Annotated in this window: 18 protein-coding genes; 6 read left to right on the top strand and 12 right to left on the bottom strand. The window is 71.3% G+C overall.

Features of this window, described 5'->3' with window-relative positions:
- Positions 1-54: 54 nt before the first annotated feature.
- The 3 genes from Q9R33_RS06180 to Q9R33_RS06170 all read right to left on the bottom strand — a co-directional run bounded on the left by Q9R33_RS06180 (position 55) and on the right by Q9R33_RS06170 (position 3,050).
- Positions 55-759 (bottom strand): NAD-dependent deacylase, encoded by a 705-nt coding sequence (locus Q9R33_RS06180; protein ID WP_056368168.1) that lies wholly within the window; start codon positions 757-759, stop codon positions 55-57.
- Positions 756-1,376, bottom strand: a complete 621-nt coding sequence (locus Q9R33_RS06175; protein WP_311293169.1) for a hypothetical protein — start codon at positions 1,374-1,376, stop codon at positions 756-758. Before Q9R33_RS06175 ends, Q9R33_RS06180 begins: the two co-directional genes overlap by 4 nt.
- Before the next feature lie 141 nt (positions 1,377-1,517).
- Entirely contained in the window at positions 1,518-3,050 is a 1,533-nt protein-coding gene (locus Q9R33_RS06170; protein ID WP_056368171.1) for a CitMHS family transporter, read from the bottom strand.
- A 180-nt stretch (positions 3,051-3,230) separates the two neighbouring features.
- Between Q9R33_RS06170 and Q9R33_RS06165 the strand changes: the two genes are divergently transcribed.
- Both Q9R33_RS06165 and Q9R33_RS06160 read left to right on the top strand, forming a co-directional pair.
- Positions 3,231-4,883 carry a sensor histidine kinase gene (locus Q9R33_RS06165; protein WP_082496945.1) on the top strand — a complete coding sequence of 551 codons (1,653 nt, stop codon included), beginning with the start codon at positions 3,231-3,233 and terminating at the stop codon, positions 4,881-4,883.
- Entirely contained in the window at positions 4,880-5,536 is a 657-nt protein-coding gene (locus Q9R33_RS06160; RefSeq protein ID WP_056368173.1) for a response regulator, read from the top strand. Before Q9R33_RS06165 ends, Q9R33_RS06160 begins: the two co-directional genes overlap by 4 nt.
- A gap of 13 nt (positions 5,537-5,549) precedes the next feature.
- Here the strand turns inward: Q9R33_RS06160 and Q9R33_RS06155 are convergent, their stop codons facing one another.
- The 6 genes from Q9R33_RS06155 to Q9R33_RS06130 all read right to left on the bottom strand — a co-directional run bounded on the left by Q9R33_RS06155 (position 5,550) and on the right by Q9R33_RS06130 (position 12,925).
- Positions 5,550-7,082 carry an ATP-dependent DNA ligase gene (locus Q9R33_RS06155; protein ID WP_056368174.1) on the bottom strand — a complete coding sequence of 511 codons (1,533 nt, stop codon included), beginning with the start codon at positions 7,080-7,082 and terminating at the stop codon, positions 5,550-5,552.
- A 42-nt stretch (positions 7,083-7,124) separates the two neighbouring features.
- Entirely contained in the window at positions 7,125-8,096 is a 972-nt protein-coding gene (locus tag Q9R33_RS06150; protein WP_311293265.1) for a DUF1731 domain-containing protein, read from the bottom strand.
- Positions 8,093-8,494, bottom strand: coding sequence for a hypothetical protein (locus Q9R33_RS06145; protein WP_056368176.1), 402 nt, complete (start codon positions 8,492-8,494; stop codon positions 8,093-8,095). The genes Q9R33_RS06150 and Q9R33_RS06145 overlap by 4 nt, the downstream gene beginning before the upstream one ends.
- Positions 8,491-9,255, bottom strand: a complete 765-nt coding sequence (locus Q9R33_RS06140; RefSeq protein ID WP_311293168.1) for an LLM class flavin-dependent oxidoreductase — start codon at positions 9,253-9,255, stop codon at positions 8,491-8,493. Before Q9R33_RS06140 ends, Q9R33_RS06145 begins: the two co-directional genes overlap by 4 nt.
- On the bottom strand, positions 9,252-10,127 hold the full coding sequence (locus Q9R33_RS06135; protein ID WP_311293167.1) for an LLM class flavin-dependent oxidoreductase: 876 nt from the start codon (positions 10,125-10,127) through the stop codon (positions 9,252-9,254). The genes Q9R33_RS06140 and Q9R33_RS06135 overlap by 4 nt, the downstream gene beginning before the upstream one ends.
- A 239-nt stretch (positions 10,128-10,366) precedes the next feature.
- On the bottom strand, positions 10,367-12,925 hold the full coding sequence (locus Q9R33_RS06130; protein WP_311293166.1) for an ATP-dependent Clp protease ATP-binding subunit: 2,559 nt from the start codon (positions 12,923-12,925) through the stop codon (positions 10,367-10,369).
- Positions 12,926-13,093: 168 nt separating this feature from the next.
- Between Q9R33_RS06130 and Q9R33_RS06125 the strand changes: the two genes are divergently transcribed.
- Positions 13,094-13,465 (top strand): VOC family protein, encoded by a 372-nt coding sequence (locus tag Q9R33_RS06125; RefSeq protein WP_311293165.1) that lies wholly within the window; start codon positions 13,094-13,096, stop codon positions 13,463-13,465.
- Between the two features lie 81 nt (positions 13,466-13,546).
- Here the strand turns inward: Q9R33_RS06125 and Q9R33_RS06120 are convergent, their stop codons facing one another.
- Entirely contained in the window at positions 13,547-14,011 is a 465-nt protein-coding gene (locus Q9R33_RS06120) for a DUF3817 domain-containing protein (RefSeq protein ID WP_310244442.1), read from the bottom strand.
- A gap of 60 nt (positions 14,012-14,071) precedes the next feature.
- A complete protein-coding gene (locus Q9R33_RS06115) occupies positions 14,072-14,491 on the bottom strand; it encodes a MarR family winged helix-turn-helix transcriptional regulator (protein ID WP_082497048.1) in 420 nt (139 codons plus the stop codon).
- Positions 14,492-14,580: 89 nt separating this feature from the next.
- Between Q9R33_RS06115 and Q9R33_RS06110 the strand changes: the two genes are divergently transcribed.
- Positions 14,581-15,684: a methyltransferase gene (locus Q9R33_RS06110; protein ID WP_311293163.1), complete on the top strand. Its 1,104-nt coding sequence runs from the start codon at positions 14,581-14,583 to the stop codon at positions 15,682-15,684.
- A gap of 3 nt (positions 15,685-15,687) precedes the next feature.
- On the opposite strand, the gene Q9R33_RS06105 is transcribed toward Q9R33_RS06110, so the two are convergent.
- A complete protein-coding gene (locus tag Q9R33_RS06105) occupies positions 15,688-16,371 on the bottom strand; it encodes a hypothetical protein (protein ID WP_311293162.1) in 684 nt (227 codons plus the stop codon).
- 433 nt (positions 16,372-16,804) lie between these two features.
- On the opposite strand from Q9R33_RS06105, the gene Q9R33_RS06100 reads away from it, so the two are divergent.
- The gene (locus Q9R33_RS06100; RefSeq protein ID WP_311293161.1) at positions 16,805-18,310 is read left to right on the top strand and encodes a phage tail sheath subtilisin-like domain-containing protein; all 1,506 of its coding nucleotides are present in this window, start codon (positions 16,805-16,807) and stop codon (positions 18,308-18,310) included.
- 17 nt (positions 18,311-18,327) lie between these two features.
- Positions 18,328-18,849, top strand: a complete 522-nt coding sequence (locus Q9R33_RS06095; RefSeq protein WP_056369810.1) for a phage tail protein — start codon at positions 18,328-18,330, stop codon at positions 18,847-18,849.
- Positions 18,850-18,857 lie beyond the last annotated feature (8 nt).

Genomic DNA, 18,857 nt, shown 5'->3' with positions numbered 1-18,857 from the left:
GCGACAGCACGCGAAGAGCGCCGGGTGGACTCATCCACCCGGCGCTCTCTTCGCCTATCCGGCGCTCCGCGCCGCGATCACCTCGTCGACCCACGCCGGCACGAGCTCGCTCGCGAGGCCGGCCCGCGCCTCGTCGAAAGGCACCGCCGGGTCGCTCGGCTCGAGGTTGAGCTCCACGGTGCGCGCGCCGAAGGCTGCCGCGAGCGCCACGTACCCCGCCGCCGGGTACACCTCCCCCGACGTGCCGATCGAGACGAACACGTCGCACGCGACGACGGCCTGCTCGATGCGATCGAGCTCGTACGGCATCTCGCCGAACCAGACCACGTCGGGGCGCAGCATCCGTTCTCCGCAGACCGGGCAGGCGGGGCGGTCGATGAGGTCGGCGTCCCACTCGGGCCGGGATCCGCACGCGAGGCAGAGCGCGCGCCGCAGCTCGCCGTGCATGTGCACGAGGTTCCGGCTGCCGGCGCGCTCGTGCAGGTCGTCGACGTTCTGCGTGACGACGAGCAGGTCGTCGCCGATGGCGCCCTCGAGACGGGCGAGCGCGCGGTGCGCGGCATTCGGGACGACGGATGCTGCCGCCCGCCGTCGCGCGTCATAGAACGCCTGGACGAGGTCGGGGTCGCGCTCGAAGCCCTCCGGCGTCGCGACGTCTTCGATGTCGTGCCCTTCCCAGAGCCCGTCGGCGCCGCGGAACGTGGGCACGCCGCTCTCGGCCGAGATACCGGCGCCGGTCAGCACGACGACGCGGTTCATCGCAGGGTTCCGGGCGCGACGTGCGACAGCACGCGCTCCCAGACGTCCGCGAGGATGAGCCGCGCCTCGATGTCGTCCGTCCGCGGCACCATCTCGATCCGCGCCGACGACAGGTGGTCCTTGAACCAGCGGGCAGCCCCGGAAGCGGCCATCGGATCAGCCTGCCCGTTCATGAGGAGCGTCTTGGCGGCGATGCGGTCCAGGAGCACGGCGACCTCGCTCGCGCCGAGCTCGGACTCGGGCCGGGGAACAGCGACGAGCGCCAGCCGGTCGACGCCGTCGCCGAGGTGCGCCGCGATCATGATCGCGAGCTCCCCGGCCTCGCCGACGCCCACGAGCCCGATCGGGCGCCCGTGGGCCTCCTCTGCGATGAACCGCGCGATGACGCTCGCGGTCGCCTCCGCCGGGGTCGCGCCGCGGTACGCCGCGGGATCGTCGATGTCGTCGACCGTGAGCCCCACCGCGACGATCCTCGCGTCGCGCCGTACGGTGGCGTCGGGGCGTGGATCCGACAGGGTCGAAACCCCCGAACGGAGCAGCACGACCGTGCGCTCCGCGCCGGGCGCCCCGAAGCTGCGGTTCTCGTACGAGGCGTCGGGCGCGGCTCCCTTGGTCATGGCCAAATCCTACGAGCCCTCCGATGCGCGTTGGGGGCACCGATCGCCCCACGACCGTGAAACGACAGTCGGCCGCCGAGACGGCGGGCAGAACCCACGGTCTCGGCGGCCGGCTGTGGTCTCACGCGAAGGAGCGCGTCGTCAGGCCATCAGCGGAATGGCGCCGACCAGCACGCCGACCGCGAGCATCGCGAGCGAGACGATCGTGGCGCGCCACAGCACCTTCTTGTGGTGGTCGCCGAGGTTCACGCTCGCGAGCGAGACCAGCAGGAGGATCGCCGGCACCAGCGGGCTCTGCAGGTGCACCGGCTGGCCGGTGATCGATGCCCGCGCCATCTCGACCGGGGCGATCCCGAAGTGCTCCGCGCTCTGCGCGAGCACCGGCAGGATGCCGTAGTAGAACGCGTCGTTCGACATGAAGAACGTGAACGGGATCGACAGGATGCCGGTGATCACGGCGAGGAACGGGCCGAGCGAGGCGGGGATCACGGTCGTGATCCAGGTGGCCATGGCGTCGACCATTCCCGTGCCGTTCAGCACGCCGACCAGCACGCCCGCGGCCAGCACCATCGACACCACGCCGACGATGCTCGGAGCATGCGCGACGATCTCGTCGGCCTGGCTCTTCAGCTTGCGGAAGTTGACCACCAGCGCGATCGCGGCGCCGACCATGAAGACGTACGCGAGCGGGAAGATATCGAGCACCAGCAGCACCATCACCACGAGCGTGAGCGCCAGGTTGAACCAGATCAGCTTCGGCCGCAGCGTCGCGCGGTTCGGGTCGAGCATCGTGTCCGCCATCGCGGTGTCTTCACGGTCCACCACCGCGGTCGCCGCGGGCACGCCACCGTGACCGCCGGCGAGGGTGACGATGTTGCCGGTGCGCAGCGTCGCACGGGCGCCCGGCTTCGTGTCGGCGCCGCGGAAGATCCGCGGGCCGGCGAGCGAGCCGCCGTCACCGAGACGCGAGGCGTCGATGCTGCCGATGCGCTTGCGCTCCGAGAGGCCGAGGAACCACGCGAACGTCAGCGCGATGACCAGGCCGGCCGCGAGGGACGGCAGCATCGGCACGAAGATGTCGGTCGGCTGCAGGCCCAGCGCGGTCGCGGCACGCACGGTCGGACCACCCCACGGCACGATGTTGAGCGTGCCGTTCATGAGACCCGCCACGCACGTGAGCACGACGGGGCTCATGCCCAGACGCAGGTAGATCGGCAGCATCGCGGAGGTCGTGATGATGAATGTCGTGGACCCGTCGCCGTCGAGCGACACCGCTCCCGCGAGGAGCGCCGTGCCCAGCACGACCTTCGCCGGGTCGTCGCCCAGCAGCCTCGTGATCGCGCGGATGAGCGGGTCGAACAGTCCGACGTCGATCATGATGCCGAAGTACATGATCGCGAACATGAGCAGCGCGGCGGTAGGAGCCATGCTGCTGATGGCGTCGATGATCATGTCGCCGAGCCCGAGCCCCGCGCCGGCGAACAGGCCGAACACCGTGGGCACGAGGATGAGCGCGACCATCGGCGTGAGCCGCCGCGTCATGATGAGCGCCATGAAGACGAGCACCATCGTGAACCCGAGGGCGACCAGCACCCATTCGGGCGGGACGAAGGCCGTCGCGTAGCCTTCGTCGGCCTCGGCGGCCTGGAGGAGGAACGGTGCTGCCGCGTTCATGTCGACTCCTTCGTCGTGGGGTGCGTCAGGTCTCCCGCACCGTTTCGCGGTGCGTCTGGGAGAGACTAGGTCGAGCCCCGGACCGGCGCGCGGTAAGTCGCATTCCCTCACGTTGTGCGCGTAGCGTGTGTTCTGCGCATTCTGCTCACGCGCAGTCCGCTCACACACCCGGGAGGTGGCATGCGCTTCGCGACACGGCTGCTGCTGGTGCAGCTGGCGACGGTCGCCGCCGTCGTCGCCGTGTGCGCGCTCGTCTTCGGATGGCTGGGCGTGCGTCAGCTGCGCGCGGAGTCCGAGGCCGCCGCGCTCAACATCGCCCGCACCGTCGCCGAGGACCCCGACGTCAAGTCCCTCGTCGCCGATTTCTCAGCTGACCCGGGAACTCCGGATGCCGCGGACCTCCGTGACGGTCCGCTGCAGCAGATCGCCACGGATGTGGCCGAACGCACCGACGCGCTGTTCGTCGTGATCACCGACGACCATGGCATCCGTCTCGCCCACCCGAATCAGGACCTGCTCGGCCAGGTGGTCTCGACCCCCTTCGCCGAGGTGCTCGAGGGCAACGAGGTGGTCGACTGGGAGGTCGGCACGCTCGGCGAGTCCGCCCGCGCGAAGGTGCCGATCTACGCCGAGGCCGGTGGTGTCCCGGCGGGCGAGGTCAGCGTCGGCTTCGAGCGTGCGAGCGTGTTCGACGACCTCCCTGCGCTCCTCACGACGATCGCGGTCGCCGCGCTCGGTGGAGTGGCCCTGGCGACGTTGGCGACGCTGCTCCTGCGGCGGCGCTTCGAACGGCTGACCCTCGGACTTCAGCCGGAAGAGCTCGTGGCCCTCGTTCAGAATCAGGCCGCGGTGCTCGAGGGCGTCGGGGACGGCGTCGTCGCCCTCGATCCCGACGGCGTCGTGCGCGTGTGCAATGAGGCGGCGGAGCGGATGCTGGGACTCGACGATCCCGTCGGCCGCCGGTTCGACGAACTGGCGTTGCCGGAAGACGTGCTCCGGGCCGCGCGCGAGGGCGCGACCGCCGTCGAGGCGGTGGTGGGCGACCGTGTGCTGTACATCGACACGCGTCCGGTGCGCCGCGACGCCCGCGCGCTCGGAGAGATCGTCGTGGTGCGCGACCGCACCGATGTCGAGGCGCTCGCCGGCCGGCTCGAGACCGTCCGCGCCATGACCGAGGCGCTCCGCGTGCAGCGGCACGAGTTCGCCAATCGCCTGCACGTCGCATCGGGGCTGATCGACGCCGACCGCGTCGACGAGGCGCGCGCGTTCCTCGGCGACCTCACCGAGCGCGGAGCCGTCGACTTCGCCGTCTCCGGCCTCGAGCGCGTTCCCGACGCATTCCTCCAGTCCCTTCTGGGCGCGACGGGCGTGGCGGCGCGTGAACGGGGCGTGAGCCTGCGGGTCTCCGACGACACCCTGCTGCTGAGCGAGGTCGCACTGCCAGAGGATGTGGCAGCCATCCTCGGCAACCTCGTCGGCAACGCGGTGACCGCAGCCGTCGCCGGCGACGAACCCCGCTGGGTCGAGGTCGCGCTGCTGGGCGACGACGACGAACTCGTGGTCACGGTCGCCGACTCGGGCCGCGGCATCCGCCCGCTCGGGAGCGATCCGTTCATCCGCGCCGGATCTCGCGAGGCCGATCCGGATCGCAACGACGCGGTGCACGGACACGGCTACGGTCTGCCGCTCTCCCGCGACCTCGCTCGCCGGCACGGCGGCGACGTGTGGCTCATCGATGCCGGCAGCCACGGTTCGGGCGCCGTGTTCGGGGCGCGACTTCCGGGCGCGCTGCGCCGCGAGCCGACTGTCTCTCGAGAGGAGAAGAACGCATGAGTCAGCCCATCCGTGTGCTCGTCGTCGACGACGACTTCCGCGTCGCCGGACTGCACCGCGACGTCGTGGCCTCTCGCACCGGCTTCACCGCGCTGGACCCCGTGCATTCGCTGGGGGCCGCGCGCCAGGCCGTGCGCGCCCACGCCCCCGACCTGCTGCTCGTGGACGCCTTCCTCCCCGATGGGGACGGAGTCGAATTCATCGCGGGTGTCGACGTGGACGCGTTCGTGCTGTCGGCTGCGACGGATGCTGCGACCGTGCGTCGTGCGCTGCGCGCGGGCGCACTCGCGTACCTGACGAAGCCGTTCGAGGCCCGCGTGCTGGCGGAGCGCCTCGACCGCTACGCGCGCATGCGGAATCTCCTCGCCACCGACCGCCCGCTCGAGCAGGAGCAGATCGACCGCGCCCTCACGATCCTCCACGGCAGCGCGGAACCTGCCACCGTCGCCCGATCGGCGACGGAACAGCTGATCCTCGCGGGCCTCGGCGACGACGAGGCGTCAGCGGCCGAGGTCGCCGACCGCGTGGGCATCTCGCGCGCGACCGCGCAGCGCCACCTCGCCACCCTCGCCGCACGCGGCCAGGTCGAGGTGCAGCTGCGCTACGGCACCACCGGAAGACCCGAGCACCGGTACGTCGCTGCCCGACGATGACGCAGCGCCGCCGTCATCCTCGCAGAAGGGCGCGGAGCGACTCGATCGTGTCGGCCTCGTCGGGACGCTTGTCGGGGCGATAGCCCTTCACCCGGGCGAAGCGCAGAGCGACCCCGCCCGGGTAGCGCGTCGACCGCTGCACGCCGTCGATCGCGATCTCGACCACCGTCTCGGGGCGCACGTGCACGGCGTACGCGGAGCGGTGGGTCTCGATGGTCGGGAAGTGCTCGGTCTGCCATTTCAGCGTCGCGTCGGTGAGGCCCTTGAACGTCTTTCCCACCATCACGAAGCCGCCCGGCTCGCCGAAGTCGCCCTCCGGGTCGCGGGCGCCCAGGTGCAGGTTCGACAGCTGTCCGGTGCGGCGGCCCGACCCCCACTCGACGGCCAGCACGACGAGGTCGTAGGTGAGCACCGGCTTGACCTTGAGCCAGCTCTTGCCGCGCCGCCCGGCGGCGTAGGGAGCGTCGAGCGCCTTGACCATGACGCCCTCGTGGCCCGCCGCGAGCGCCTGGCGCGAGAACTCCTCGGCCTTCGCCGGGTCGTCGGTGACGACGCCCGGCATGCGTGCATCGCCCACGGCTCGATCGAGCAGCTCGAGCCGCGTCGCGAGCGGCTCGTCGATCAGGTCGCGGCCATCGAGATGGAGGATGTCGAAGAACCACGGCCTCAGCACCGTGGCCGCCGCGTCGTCGCCCATCGATCCGAACCGCGACATCGTGTCTTGGAACGGCCGCGGACCGCCGTCCTCGTCGAGCGACAGCGTCTCGCCATCGAGGATCACCCGCTCGGCGGGCAGTGCCCGCACTGCTTCGACGAGCTCGGGCACGCGGTGGGTGATGTCGGCGAGGCTCCGTGTGAAGACGCGAACGTCGTCGCCGTCGCGATGCACCTGGATGCGCGCCCCGTCGAGCTTGTATTCGACGGATGCTGCTGCCCCGAGAGTCTCGAGCGCCTCCGTCGTCGAGCCCGCCGTCGCAGCGAGCATCGGCAGCACTCCGCGCCCCACCTCGAGGCCGACCGCCGCGAGCTCGTCGGCGTCGCCGGTGAGCGCGATGCGCGCCGTGGCACCCAGGTCACCGGAGAGCATGGCGGCCCGCCGCACGACGGGCGCTTCACGTTCGGAACCCTTCGCGATCGCATCGAGGAGCACACCCTCCAGCGCCCCGGTGCGCAGCTCGCCGGTCATGACGCGCGCCAGGAAGTCCCATTCGTCGGCCGTGGCGGCCGCGGCGAGCGCATCGAGCTCCCCGCGACGCGCGAGCACCGAGCCCGCACCATCGGCCCCTGCCAGTCGGCTGAGGGACGCGTCCACATCGAGCACGGTCAGCGTCGGTGTCTCGGCATGGACGACGTCGAGGCCCATGAGACTCCGCCACCCGACGCCGAGCCGCCCCTGCCGCGGACTGGCGGTGAGGAATCCGATGGCGGGAGCGACCTCGTCGGGCTGAAGCGCGCGCAGCAACGTGGCGAGGACGGCGATCTTGGCCAAGCGCGACGAGGTCGACGCGACTTCGCCCGTCGCGGTCACCAGCTCGTTCAGCAGCACATCGGCATTCTGGCACCGGCCCCCGACACATGTCCCCGGCTGTTAACGCGCGACCGTCCTCAGCGCGGACTCCAGGTCGCGGTGCGCGAACTCGTAGCCGGCCGACAGCAGCACCCGCGGCGAGACCCACCGGCTCTTGAGCACGAGCTCGGGTTCGGTGCGCAGCACCGCCATCGCCGGCTCCAGCATGAAGCGGTAGGCGGGAAGGCCGATCGGCTGCCCGACGACGCGTCGCAGCGTCGCCATGAGCGTGCGGTTGTCGCTCACCTCCGGAGCCGCGAGGTTCACGGGACCGTCGATCTCGGGCCGGTCGCGCATGAAGCGCACCGCGCCGACGACGTCGTCGAGGTGGATCCAGCTGAATCGCTGCCGCCCGCGCGACCGGTGCCAGGGCTGCCTCCCGTTCCCCGTCGGCTGGGCGCCGATCCCGCGGTACCGACGGTGCGCCCACCACCAGCCGTCGTACTGCGGGCCGCCGAGACCGAGCCGCGCGAGCCGAAGGAGCATACGCGTCGCCGGGCCGTCGCCGATGACGATGGCCATCCGCAGCGCGACGCGACGCGTCGCCGGCAGATCGCCCGCGAAGAACTCTTCTTCCCAGTTCCGCGCCACATCCACCGAGAATCCTTCACCGAGCTCCCCGTCGGCTTCTGTCTGCGGCCGGTCCATCGCGTAGCGATAGATGGTGGCGGTGCTGGCGTTGAGCCACAGCGGAGGCGGGGTCGCAGCATCCGTCACCGCCTCGCGCAGCGTCTTCGTCGTCTCGACCCGCGACCGCAGGATCTCGTCGCGGTTCGCGTCGGTATAGCGGCAGTCCACCGACTTTCCGGCGAGGTTCACGAGCACCGCGGCGCCCTCGACGAGTGCACGGATGCCGCCGCCGTCGTCCCACGTCGCATCGGCGTTCGAGCGGCCGATCGTGCGCACGTCGTACCCGTCCTCGGCGAAGGCGCGCACGAGCGCCTGGCCGACGAAGCCCGATGCGCCGGCGAGGACGGCGACCGGCCGGCTCATCGGCTGCTGCCCGGCGTGCCGCTCGTGCTCCACAGGGCCCATCCGACCAGCAGCGGCTGCAGGAGCAGCCGGACGAACCGTGCCCGATCGGTGCGCAGCATGGGCGCCGACCGGCCCGTCCGCCACTGATGGACGTTGCCCGGGAAGACGGCCACGAAGAACGCGGCCACCGCCCAGCCGACGCGGCGGCGCTCGGCGGGAAAGGCCACGAGCGCGCTGCCGAGCATCAGCTCGACGACCCCCGACGCGACCACGATCGTGTCCGTGTCGGTGTGGAACAGCCGCGTCGCCCAATCGGGTACGACGATGCGGTAACCGCGGCGCCCCCACAAGAGGTGAGAGGCGCCCGCGGCGGCCAGCAGCGTCGCGAGCGCCCAGCGGGCGACGACCCGCGTCACCCGAGGGCCTCGGCGACGGCGTCGATGAAGCGGAGGTGTTCGTCGAGGCTGCCCGAGGCGGTGATGGCCCGGAGGACCACCTCGTCGGCGGCGGCGCGATAGGCGGCGATCCGGTCCCGCAGCGCAGCGGGCCGGATGACGGTCTCCGCCGCCTGGACCCCCAGTCGGGCGAAGTTCGCCGCGTAGGCGGGGTACCCGGCGTAGCGCTGCGCCTCCTCATCGAGCGCGGAGATCGCGTCGGGGTCGGCCGCCGTCCGCACGTACAGCGCGACGTGCGCCGTGCGGGCGAGCTCGTGAGCATGCCGTGCCTGGTCGGCCGCGATCTCCGGGGTGAGCCAGCTGAGAAGGAGCCCGTCGGATGCCTCCGCCCCCGTGCGCCGCATCCTCGGGCCGAGCGCGCCGACCACGACACGCGCCTCGGTGCCCGCGCGGAGGGCGGTGGCAGCATCCGTCACCCGATCCACGGCACCGTGGCGCAGCTGCCCGGAGCCGATGCCGAGCACGAGGCGGTCGGCGGGGAGTCCTGCCGCGCGGGCGAGGATGTCGTCGGGCGTGCGACGGTCGATCGGAAGCACTCCCGTGGCGAGCACGAGCCGCTCGGTCGCACCCGCGCTGGCCGCGAGCACGGCCAGCGCGTCGTGGCCCGGAGTGTCGTTGACCCACAAGGCGTGCAGTCCCGCGGCCTCCGCCACCGCCGCGACACGCGCACCGACCTCTGCGCCGGCCGCCGCGGCGATCCCGATCGAGAGCGCCGCGGTCATGCGACGTGCGCGCCGACGAGCTTGGAGACCTCGGCGGCCGCCCGGTAGAACTCCGCGATGTCGCCGCGGGACGAGGGCAGCAGCACCACGTCGTCGACGCCGGCGTCGAAGAAGCGCTGCGCGTCGGCGGCGACGTCCGCCGGGTCGCCCCACAGCGAGCGCTCGGCGGGATCGGGCTTGTCGCCCACGTCGGCGATCGCCCGCGCCTCGGCACCCGCGCCGAAGGCGGTGACGACGTAGGCCACCACGTCGTGGTCACCGGTGCGACCCGACGCGGCACGCGCCTCGCGGATGGCGGCCGTCGCGATGGCGTACTCCCCCGCCGTGTGCCCGCTGTCGAGCACGGTCCCGTCGCCCACCTCGCCGCTCAGCCGCAGTGTCTTCGGACCCTCTGCCGCCGCGTACACGAGCGGCGGCGCGACCGGCGGATAGTCCAGACGCACGTCGCGGAGGGTGACATAGCGTCCGTCGACGCTCATCTGGTCACCGGCGAGCAGGCCGCGCAGCGCCGGCACGTACTCGCGCATCAGGGTCAGCGGCGAGGCGACGCGCGACCCGACCTGCCCCATCCAATCGAGCACGCCGTGGCCGACCCCGGGAAGCAGCCGGCCGGGGAACAGCCGCTCGACCGTGGCGATCTCCATCGCCGTTGCGGCGACATTCCTCAGCGGCATCGGCGCGATCCCGATGCCGATGCGCAGAGCGTCGGTCCAGGCGAGGGCCGCGCCCACCGTGGCGAAGGCGGACTGGCGGAAGCAGTCCTCCCAGATCCACAGCTCGGGCAGTCCCCCGGATTCGGCGGCGCGCACCGCGTCGCGGAACTCGTCGGGGCTGTGCGTGTACGGGTTGAAGATCGCGCCGATGCGGGTCATGCATCCCACTCTGTCAGGCCGTGCCGACACGCGAGAAGCACGGCGTCGGCGACGGGCGGCATCGGTGTGCCCACCGCTGCAACAGGTCAACCAGGATTCCGCAGGAGATCTCGGCCCGGATCGGACCTGCGCAGCCGTGGTTGACCTGTCGAAGCGGTGCGATGCTCGCCACACCCCTGCCCTACGCAGAGCGAGAGGCGCAGGGCCTGTCGGCCCTGCGCCTCTCGGATCGTTCGGGATCAGGCCGCGGCGGCGAAGGGAATCCCCGAGCGCACCGACAGCGCCTCGGCCGAGGCATCCACCGTCACGGTCCCGCCGTCCACGAGCGAGCCTGTGACGAACAGGTCGGCGATGCGGTCGTCGACCTCGCGCTGGATCAGGCGACGCAGCGGCCGGGCGCCGTACTCGGGCTCGTACCCGTTGTCGGCGAGCCAGGCCACCGCGGAGTCCGTCACGACCAGCGACACCTCGCGCTTCGCGAGGCGCGCATCGGATGCCCCGAGCAGCAGTCGCACGATGCGCTGCAGCTGCGGCTTCTCGAGCTTGCGGAACAGCACGATCTCGTCGATGCGGTTGAGGAACTCGGGGCGCATCGCCTCGCGCAGCTTGCCGAAGACGCGGTCGCGCAGATCCTTCTCGGAACCGAAGCCGGTCGTCCCTCCCCCGTCGGCGAGGAAGCCGATTGCACCGCCGCGCGACGCGAGGAACTCCGAACCGAGGTTCGAGGTCATGACGACCACCGTGTTGCGGAAGTCGATGGTGCGTCCCTGGCCGTCGGTGAGGCGCCCGTCGTCGAGCACCTGGAGCAGCAGGTTGAACACATCGGGGTGCGCCTTCTCGATCTCGTCGAACAGCACGATCGAGTACGGGTTGCGCCGCACGCGCTCGGTGAGCTGCCCGGCCTCGTCGTAGCCGACGTATCCGGGAGGGGCGCCGACGAGGCGCGACACGGTGTGCCGCTCGCCGAACTCGCTCATGTCGAAGCGGATCACCGCGCCCTCGTCGTCGAACAACGACGCGGCGAGTGCCTTGGCGAGCTCGGTCTTGCCGACGCCCGTCGGGCCGAGGAAGAGGAACGAGCCCACCGGGCGACGGGCGTCGCCCATGCCGGTGCGGTTGCGGCGGACCGCCTTGGCGACCGCGGTCACCGCGTCGTCCTGGCCGATCACGCGGTCGTGCAGCTCGTCCTCGAGGGACGCCAGGCGCTCGCGCTCGGTCTCGGTCAGGCGGTTCACCGGGATGCCGGTGGCACGGCTGATCACCGCGGCGATCTCGGGCTCGTCGACGATCGCGTCGGTCCGCACGGCAGCACCCGCGGCGGTGGCGCGCTCGAGGCGCCCCTGCACCTCGGCGATCTGGTCGCGGATCTGCGACGCCTCCTCGTAGTGCTCTGCCGACACCGCGGCGTTCTTGTCTGCCTCGAGAGTCGCCAGACGCTCGATGAGACCCGACACGTCGACCTTCGAGCCCAGCCGCAGGCGCAGTCGGGCGCCGGCCTGGTCGATGAGATCGATCGCCTTGTCGGGCAGCACGCGCTCAGTGAGGTACCGGTCGCTGAGCTCGACGGCCGCACGAAGCGCCTCGTCCGTGTAGACGATGCCGTGGTGCTCCTCGTAGGCCGGCTTGAGGCCGCGGAGGATGAGCACGGCGTCCTCGATCGAGGGCTCGCCGACGCGCACCGGCTGGAACCGGCGCTCGAGAGCGGGGTCCTTCTCGATGACGCGGTACTCCTTGAGCGTCGTCGCCCCCACGAGGTGCAGCTCGCCGCGCGCGAGGCGGGGCTTCAGGATGTTGCCCGCGTCCATGCCGCCGTCGCCGGCGCCACCGGCGCCGACCACCGTGTGCACCTCGTCGATGAAGACGATCAGCGCGCCCTTGTGCGCGGCGATCTCGTCCATCGTCTTGGTGAGGCGCTCCTCGAAGTCGCCGCGGTAGCGGGTGCCCGCGAGCATGGCCGGCAGATCGAGCGCGATCACGCGCTTGCCGAGCAGCTGTTCGGGCACGGAACCGTCGACGATCGCCTGGGCGAGTCCCTCGACGATCGCGGTCTTGCCGACGCCGGCCTCGCCGACCAGCACCGGGTTGTTCTTGGTGCGGCGGCTGAGGATCTCGATCGTCTGCTCGAGCTCGTCGGCGCGCCCGATCACCGGGTCGAGTTCGCCCGCGACGGCGCGCGCCGTCAGGTCGGTGCCGTACGCGTCGAGCATGGGGGTGTCGGATGCTGCGCCCTCGGGCCGCGCCTCCGCCTGCGCGCTCTCGCCCGGCGTCACGGTCTCGCGCGCACCCTGCATGAGTGCCTCGGCCGTCACGCCGGCACGGGCCAGCACCTGGCCGGCGGGCGTGTCCTGCGCGAGCACGAGGGCGAAGAACAGGTGCTCGGGGTCGACGTAGGTCGATCCCGACGAGCGGGCGACCTGGAACGCGTGGAACAGCGCCCGCTGCACGGACGAGGTCACGACGGCCCCGTCGACGTCGGCCGCCGCGGTCGCGGCGGGAAGGCGCTCCTCGGTGGCGCGCGCGATCGCGTCGGCGTCGGCGCCGATGCGCTGCACGGCGTCACGCGCCGGAGCCTCGGCCACGAGGATGCGCAGGACGTGCAGCGCGTCGAGTTCCTGCTGGCCGCGCTCGAGCGCGTACTTGCCGGCGCGCTGGAGCAGCTCCTGGGTACCGGCGCCGAGGTAGCGGCTCAGGTCGATCGAGCGCTCGGCACGGGCGCGCTCGCCCGCGAGGTAGCGCGCCAGGAACTCGTCGAACGAGCTCGCGTCGTCGCCGGCCTGGGGGGTGAAGTCTTCTGGCATTCCATCTCTCCTGAAACTTGAGTGGAGGAGTATCAAGTTTTGAACTTGACACAGGCATTGTCAAGTTCAACCGCACTCATCCGCAGGTATTCCCCAGCGGCGGATGTCGGACCCCGGGCGTAACGTCTCCTCCACGGGGGACCTGCTTCAGAGACGAGAGGGAACACGATGGACTGGAAGATCGAGCTCATCTTCGTATCGGTGACGGACGTCGACCGCGCGAAGGAGTTCTACGAGAGGATCGGCTGGAACATCGACCACGATCAGACGCCCGTCGAAGGCCTCCGCTTCGTGCAGGCGACCCCGCCCGGCTCCGCCTGCTCGATCGCCTTCGGCACAGGTCTCGGCAACACCCTCGAGCCCGGCCAGCAGAACACGGTTCAGATCGTCGTGCCGGATGCCGACGAAGCGCTCGCCCACCTGCGGGCGAACGGCGTCGAGGGGCGCGGCGTCGACGAGCAGGACTGGGGCCGGTTCGTCCAGTTCGACGACCCCGACGGCAACACCTGGACGCTGCAGCAGTTGCCCGCCTGGCGCTGAGCCGCGGCATCCGTTACCGATCCACGACGCGATACGGCCGCCCCGCTCCCGAGGGAGTGAGGCGGCCGGGGTCGGGTGTCGTCAGTCGCGACCTCCGGGCGGGCCCAGGATGAGGAGCACGACGAACAGCAGCACGACCGCGAGAGCGATCAGGGCGCCGAGCACCCAGGGGCGCCGAAGGAACCACCGCATGAGCCGGTCGTACCAGGTGGCGTCGCGCGGGTCGTCCGTGGCCTCGAGACGCCACGCGCCCGCAAGACGACCACTGCGCTGGAGCCACAGCTCCGCCGGGATCGTGGCGTAGGGGATGACGGCGCTCACAAGCGCGAGCACCGTGGGCCCGACGCGCCACCGGTTGTTGAGCGCGACGAGGATGACGGTCGCGCCGTACGACAGGAAGATGAAGCCGTGGATGCCGCCGCCGATCGTGACGCCCAGCGCCCAGTCGGTGGTGGCGCGGATGACGAGGCCGGCGATGAGGAGCGTCCACGAGATCGCCTCGAGAATCGCGAGCGCACGGAACAGGGTGTGGGGGTTGCGGAACACACCTTCAGCCTAACTGAAAGCGCTTCAGGCTTTCTGAAGGTTGGCCGAGGGCGGCGTGATCTACTCGGGGGCGAGCCCGAACGGCTGCTCATGCAGCCCCTCGAGCGCCGTGGCGAGCGCCGGAGCCCCCGCGGCGAGTCCGGCGTCGAGAGCCGCCAGACGCTGTTCGGCGGCTTGCAGCACCTCGCTGCCCCGGTCGGTCACGCGCAGATCGGATGCCGCGCCCGCGTGCTTCGTCGCATCCGCGACGAGCCCGTCGGCGACAAGGGTCTGCACGGCGGTGTGCGCCGACTGCACGGTGATCTGCGAGCGCCGCGCGAGCTCACTGAACGAGATGCCCGGCGTCGCCTCGATGTGGGCGAGCAGTCCGTACTTCCGCGTGGTGAGCCCGAGATCGCGCAGCTGCGCGCCGAGGTGCGCGTCCCACACGGCGGCCACGGTCAGCAGCGAGATGACGGGACTGAACGCACGGTCTGGCACCGTTGAATGCTAGTCCCGCTCCCGCGGGACGGCACGCATCTCCCGCAGTTCCCCGAACCGGGTGCCGCCCGTCCGGCTACCGTGGGACGGTGACATTCTCGCTCGACGACCTGCGCCGGTGGCCCGACGTCGAGGCTCCCGACCTCGTGGCGGCGGATGCGGCGGACCGGCTGCTCCTCGACGAGTCCGCCCCCGCCCGGACCGACGCCGGCGACGGCGAGCTCGTGGTGATCGGCGACGGCTACGGCGCGCTCACGCTCGGCGCAGCCTCGGACGGCGGTCGCGGCATCCGTGTCCATCAGGACCCGCTCACGGGCGAGCGCGCGCTCGCGGCCAACGCCGAGCGCTTCGGGCTCGGAGACGCGTTCGCGTCGCTGCCCCTCTCGCCGGGACTCGTGCGCGACGCGCGCGTCGTGCTGCTGCGGCTGCCGCGCTCACTCGACGCGCTCCGCGACATCGCTGGGCTGATCGCCGCGCACGCGGCACCCGACGTCGTCGTCTTCGCCGGGGGCCGTGTGAAGCACATGACGCTCGCCATGAACGACGTGCTGCGCGAGAGCTTCACCGGGCTCGACGTCACGCATGCCCGCCAGAAGTCGCGCGTGCTCGTCTCCCGCGGACCTCACGGCGGCCGCGACCCGGTGCCGCTCTGCGCGAGGCACGACGGGATCATCGTGTGCGCTTTCGGAGGCGCCTTCGCAGGCGCGTCGATCGACATCGGCACGAGGTTCCTGCTGCAGCACCTGCCCCCGCTCCCCGACGGGGCGGCCATCGACCTCGCCTGCGGAACGGGCGTGGTGGCGACGGCGCTCGCGCTGCGGCATCCATCCCTCCACGTGCTCGCCTGCGACCAATCGGCGGCGGCGGTCACCTCCGCCCGGGCGACCGCGGACGCGAACGGCGTCGCCGACCGCGTCGAGGTCGTCCGCGACGACATGCTGGGGGCCCAGCCGGACGCGAGTGCGAGCTTCATCGCGCTGAACCCGCCGTTCCACTCGGGTTCGGCGGTGCACGAAGGGATCGCGCCGCGGATGTTCGCCGAGGCCGCCCGCGTGCTGCGGCCGGGCGGTGAGCTCTGGGCGGTGTGGAACTCGGGCCTGCGCTACCGCCCGGCGCTGGAGCGAGCGGTCGGCCCGACGCGGCAGGTCGCGCGGAACACCAAGTTCACCGTGACAGCGTCCACCCGGCGCTGAGGGCTACTCACCGGCATCCGGCGACGGCTCGGGCCCGGTCGTCGGTCCGAACAGCACCCAGGCACCGTCGCTGCACTCGTAGAACTCGACCGCGGCGGTGTCGATGAACACGTCGCCGTCGGCGGTGCAGGTGTCGTCCTCGGGCGCCGCCGTGCCGAGTATCACCTGCGTTCCCGGTGCCCCAGGGGCGCCGGTCGGTCCCTGCGCACCCTGCGCCCCCTGCTCCCCCTGCGCGCCCTGCTCGCCTTGCGCGCCGGCCGGGCCCTGCTCGCCCGTGAGGCCTTCGGCGGCCGCCTCGCGGAGATTGCCCACGAGCGTCCACGCGTCGTCCTTGAAGAGGTACACGTCGGCGTTGAGGATGTCGATGTAGACGTCGCCCTCGTAGCCCTTGCCCTCCTCCGGTGCGCCGGAGCCGGCGCGGACCGCTGATCCGGCCGGGAGGATCTCGGCTAGCACGTCCTCGTACTCCGGCGACGCCGTGGCCGAAGCCGACGGCTCGGGCGCCGGCGCGGGCGTGGCCGTGTCGACCGAGCGCGCGAGCCAGGATCCGAGGAAGGCGGCGAAGAACGACAGGAGCACGAAGCCGAGCCCGAACCAGATGAGTGTGCCGCGGGTCACCGGAGGTGCGACGTGTGCGGCGGCGGCCGCAGGCGCAGGGTCCTCGGTCGATTGCGCGTCCTGGACCACGGCACCTCACCTTCCACCGCGTCTTCGACGCCGGACTCCCACAGCCTCGGCGTCGTGACTCAACTGTAGGAACGCGGATGCCCCGTGTCACCTGTTCGCCGGGAATTCGTCCCTGCACGCCGGGCTCTTGACAGCCCTCACCGCGAGGGATTGACTCTCGAATCGAGGTCCTTGCATTTCGCACCGTGGCCGTCGAGGCCACGCCGACGACGCCACGTGGTGGGGTCGCCACCCTCCCGTCGGCTTCGGGTACCGCCGGCGGGGCCCCAAGATCGATGCATCCTCTCTGGAGACAGCCATGCCGTCCCAACTGACCTATCCCGGCGTGTACATCGAGGAGGTGGCGAGCGGGGTCCGGACTATCGTCGGGGTTTCCACCTCGGTCACCGCCTTCGTGGGGCGGGCGCCCCGCGGACCGGTGGACAGACCCATCGTGGTGACGAACTTCGGTGAGTACGAACGCACGTTCGGCGGACTGTGGAAGCTCAGCAGGCTCGGGTTCTCCGTCCGCGACTTCTTCCTCAACGGCGGCGGCACGGCCGTGATCGTCCGCGTCGTGAACGATGCGGCCTCGGACGCCGACGATCCGGCATCGTCCTCGGTCGACCTCGCCCTGGACACCGGTGCGGATCTCCTCACGCTCCAGGCAGTCGACGTGGGGCTGTGGGGCGACGGCCTGCGCGTGCGCATCGACCACGACACGCGTCCCGAAGACCCCGCCCTCGGCGACGAACCCGACACCCTGTTCAACCTCACCGTCCGCGACGGCGCGACGGGAGTCGTCGAGGCGCACCGAAACGTCGTCCTCACGCCCGCCGATCATCCGCGACTGCTGTCGCGGGTGCTCGACAACGAGTCGGACCTCGTGCGCACGGCAGGGACCGTGCCCGGCAGCAGTCGCCCCAAGGTCCACACCGGCACGCCCGCCGCGGGCAAGACGATCTGGGACGACATCACGCCGACGCCGGGCGATCCCTCGCAGGAGGCGAGCCAACGGCTCGCAGGCGGAGACGACGGCGACGATCTCGTCGCCGCCGATGTGAAGGGCTCGCTCGGCGCCAAGTCGGGGATCTACGCGCTCGAGGATGCCGACATCTTCAACCTTCTCGTCATCCCTCCGTATCAGGGGGTGTCGCCGGACGGTCCGGGCGGTGAGGTCGAGGCCGATGTCGTCACCGAGGCGGCGACGTACTCCGAGGCACGGCGGGCGTTCTACGTGATCGATGCACCACCGACCTGGCAATCCGTCGGCGACGCGAAGTCCGGCCTCGCGTCGCTCGGGACGGTGAGCGCCAACGCAGCCGTGTACTTCCCGCGACTGCGGCAGACCAACCCGCTGCGCGACAACCAGCTCGAGACGTTCGGCGCGTCGGGCGCGGTGGCCGGCGTGCTCGCACGCACCGACGCGACCCGCGGCGTCTGGAAGGCCCCGGCAGGCCTGGAGGCGACCCTCAACGGCGTGCCCGAGCTCTCCATCCCGTTGAGCGACGGCGAGATCGGTCAGCTGAACCCGCTCGGCATCAACAGCCTGCGCGCGTTCGCCGGCGCCGGTCGCGTCGTGTGGGGGGCGCGCACGCTGAAGGGCGCGGATTCGCTCGCGAACGAGTGGAAGTACATCCCGGTGCGGCGCACGGCGCTCTTCATCGAGGAGTCGCTCTTCCGCGGGACCCAATGGGTGGTCTTCGAGCCCAACGACGAGCCGCTGTGGGCGCAGATCCGCCTCAACGTCGGCACGTTCATGAACGACCTCTTCCGGCAGGGCGCCTTCCAGGGCAGCACGCCGCGCGACGCGTACTTCGTCAAGTGCGACAAGGAGACGACGACGCAGTCCGACATCGATCGGGGCATCGTCAACATCCACGTCGGGTTCGCGCCGCTCAAGCCCGCCGAGTTCGTCGTCATCCGACTGCAGCAGATCGCCGGCGCGAGCGCCGTCTGAGCCGAAGGAATCGGGACATGGCACAGTTCAGCGTCAACGCCAGCAGGTTCGACCCGTACAAGAACTTCAAGTTCCGCGTGAAGTGGGACGGCAAGTACGTCGCGGGCGTCAGCAAAGTGAGCGGCCTCAAACGCACCACGGAGGTCGTGGAGCACCGCGAGGGCGGAGATCCGTCGACGTCGCGCAAGTCGCCCGGCAGGGTCAAGTTCGAGGCGATCACCCTCGAGCGCGGCGTCACGCACGACGTCGAGTTCGAGCAATGGGCGAACAAGGTGTGGAACTTCGGGTCGGGGCTCGGAGCGGAGGTGTCGCTCAAGGACTTCCGCAAAGACCTGATCGTCGAGCTCTACAACGAGGCGGGCCAGCTCGTGATCGCGTACAAGGTGTTCCGCGCGTGGGTCTCGGAATACCAGGCGCTCCCCGACCTCGACGCCAACGCGAACGCCGTCGCCATCCAGACGCTCAAGCTCGAGAACGAGGGCTGGGAGCGGGACTACGCGGTCGTCGAGCCGTCCGAACCTGTTTTCGCCGAACCCTAGGAGCCGAC

This window comes from Microbacterium sp. PRC9, assembly GCF_031844125.1.
Lineage (GTDB): Bacteria > Actinomycetota > Actinomycetes > Actinomycetales > Microbacteriaceae > Microbacterium.
Note: the sequence above shows the minus strand (reverse complement) of the source record. Positions and strands in the feature narration are given on the sequence as shown.